Origin of the sequence: Pontibacillus sp. HN14 (assembly GCF_021129245.1) — a bacterium.
Lineage (GTDB): Bacteria > Bacillota > Bacilli > Bacillales > BH030062 > Pontibacillus.
Map to the genome: position 1 here is coordinate 1 of NZ_JAJOLR010000014.1, position 3009 is coordinate 3009.

At 52.1% G+C, this 3009-nt stretch carries 1 rRNA gene; it reads right to left on the reverse strand.

Going from position 1 to position 3009, the window contains the following annotated elements:
* Nucleotides 1-2910, reverse strand: a 23S ribosomal RNA gene (locus tag LQ226_RS20795); the annotation flags it as partial.
* Nucleotides 2911-3009: the final 99 nt, after the last annotated feature.

Here is a 3009-nt window from a genome sequence, read left to right on the forward strand (position 1 = left end):
TAAGTCCTCGATTTATTAGTATCGGTCAGCTGCACGTGTCACCACGCTTCCACCTCCGACCTATCAACCTTGTCGTCTACAAGGAATCTTACTCACTCGAAGTGATGGGAAATCTCATCTCGAAGTGGGCTTCATGCTTAGATGCTTTCAGCACTTATCCCTTCCGCACGTAGCTACCCAGCTATGCTCCTGGCGGAACAACTGGTGCACCAGCGGTGCGTCCATCCCGGTCCTCTCGTACTAAGGACAGCTCTTCTCAAATTTCCAACGCCCACGACGGATAGGGACCGAACTGTCTCACGACGTTCTGAACCCAGCTCGCGTACCGCTTTAATGGGCGAACAGCCCAACCCTTGGGACCGACTACAGCCCCAGGATGCGATGAGCCGACATCGAGGTGCCAAACCTCCCCGTCGATGTGGACTCTTGGGGGAGATAAGCCTGTTATCCCCGGGGTAGCTTTTATCCGTTGAGCGACGGCCCTTCCATACGGCACCGCCGGATCACTAAGCCCGACTTTCGTCCCTGCTCGACTTGTAGGTCTCGCAGTCAAGCTCCCTTGTGCCTTTGCACTCTGCGAATGATTTCCAACCATTCTGAGGGAACCTTTGGGCGCCTCCGTTACTCTTTGGGAGGCGACCGCCCCAGTCAAACTGCCCACCTGACACTGTCTCCGGACCGGATCACGGTCCTGGGTTAGAATGTCAATACAGCCAGGGTGGTATCCCACGGATGCCTCCACCGAAGCTAGCGCTCCGGCATCGACGGCTCCCACCTATCCTGTACAAGCTGTACCAACATTCAATATCAGGCTACAGTAAAGCTCCACGGGGTCTTTCCGTCCTGTCGCGGGTAATGCGCATCTTCACGCATAGTATAATTTCACCGGGTCTCTTGTTGAGACAGTGCCCAATTCGTTGCACCTTTCGTGCGGGTCGGAACTTACCCGACAAGGAATTTCGCTACCTTAGGACCGTTATAGTTACGGCCGCCGTTTACTGGGGCTTCGGTTCAAAGCTTCGCTAATGCTAACTCATCCCCTTAACCTTCCAGCACCGGGCAGGTGTCAGCCCCTATACTTCACCTTTCGGTTTCGCAGAGACCTGTGTTTTTGCTAAACAGTCGATTGGGCCTTTTCACTGCGGCTCCTCCTATGAAGGAGCACCCCTTCTCCCGAAGTTACGGGGTCATTTTGCCGAGTTCCTTAACAAGAGTTCTCCCGATCACCTTAGGATACTCTCCTCGTCTACCTGTGTCGGTTTGCGGTACGGGCACCTCTTTCCTCACTAGAGGCTTTTCTTGGCAGTGTGAAATCAGGAACTTCGGTACTATAGTTCCCTCCCCATCACAGCTTGTGATTGATGCACGGATTTGCCTATGCATCTCACTCACTGCTTGGCCGCTCACATCCAGTGGAGCGGATTCCCTATCCTACTGCGTCCCCCCGTTGTTCAAACGGAAAGGAGGTGGTACAGGAATATCAACCTGTTATCCATCGCCTACGCCTTTCGGCCTCGGCTTAGGTCCCGACTAACCCTGAGCGGACGAGCCTTCCTCAGGAAACCTTAGACTTACGGTGGAAGAGATTCTCACTCTTCTTTCGCTACTCATACCGGCATTCTCACTTCTAAGCGCTCCACCAGTCCTTACGGTCTGACTTCACAGCACTTAGAACGCTCTCCTACCATTGTTCGTAAGAACAATCCACAGCTTCGGTGTTATGTTTAGCCCCGGTACATTTTCGGCGCAGAGTCACTCGACCAGTGAGCTATTACGCACTCTTTAAATGATGGCTGCTTCTAAGCCAACATCCTGGTTGTCTGAGCAACTCCACATCCTTTTCCACTTAACATAAACTTAGGGACCTTAGCTGGTGGTCTGGGCTGTTCCCCTCTCGACTACGGACCTTATCACTCGCAGTCTGACTCCCAAGGATGAGTCGTTGGCATTCGGAGTTTGACTGAATTCGGTAACCCGATGAGGGCCCCTAGTCCAATCAGTGCTCTACCTCCAAGACTCTTACCTTGAGGCTAGCCCTAAAGCTATTTCGGAGAGAACCAGCTATCTCCGTGTTCGATTGGCATTTCACCGCTACCCACACCTCATCCCCGCACTTTTCAACGTGCGTGGGTTCGGGCCTCCAGCCAGTGTTACCTGGCCTTCACCCTGGACATGGGTAGATCACACGGTTTCGGGTCTACGACCACATACTATTTCGCCCTATTCAGACTCGCTTTCGCTGCGGCTCCGATTTTTCATCTTAACCTTGCATGGGATCGTAACTCGCCGGTCCATTCTACAAAAGGTACGCTGTCACCCATTAACGGGCTCCAACTACTTGTAGGCACACGGTTTCAGGTTCTATTTCACTCCCCTCCCGGGGTGCTTTTCACCTTTCCCTCACGGTACTGGTTCACTATCGGTCACTAGGGAGTATTTAGCCTTGGGAGATGGTCCTCCCGGATTCCGACGGAATTCCTCGTGTTCCGCCGTACTCAGGATCCGCTCCGGAGGAAACAAGATTTTGACTACAGGGCCGTTACCTTCTTCGGCTGACCGTTCCAGATCATTCATCTATCTTGTTTCTTGGTAACTCCAATGGAGCGTCCTACAACCCCAGAGAGCAAGCTCTCTGGTTTGGGCTGTTTCCGTTTCGCTCGCCGCTACTCAGGAAATCGCGTTTGCTTTCTCTTCCTTCGGGTACTGAGATGTTTCAGTTCCCCGAGTCTACCTTCCTTAACCTATGAATTCAGTTAAGGATCCTACCCCATTACGGGTAGTGGGTTTCCCCATTCGGAAATCTCCGGATCATAGCCTACTTACGGCTCCCCGAAGCATATCGGTGTTAGTCCCGTCCTTCATCGGCTCCTAGTGCCAAGGCATCCACCGTGCGCCCTTATTCACTTAACTATCTAAAATCAATGTGAAAAGACGCATCATAATGATGCTTACGTTAAATCTAACGTTGGTTTGATGTCTAATTCTTATCTAGTTTTCAAGGTACTGTTT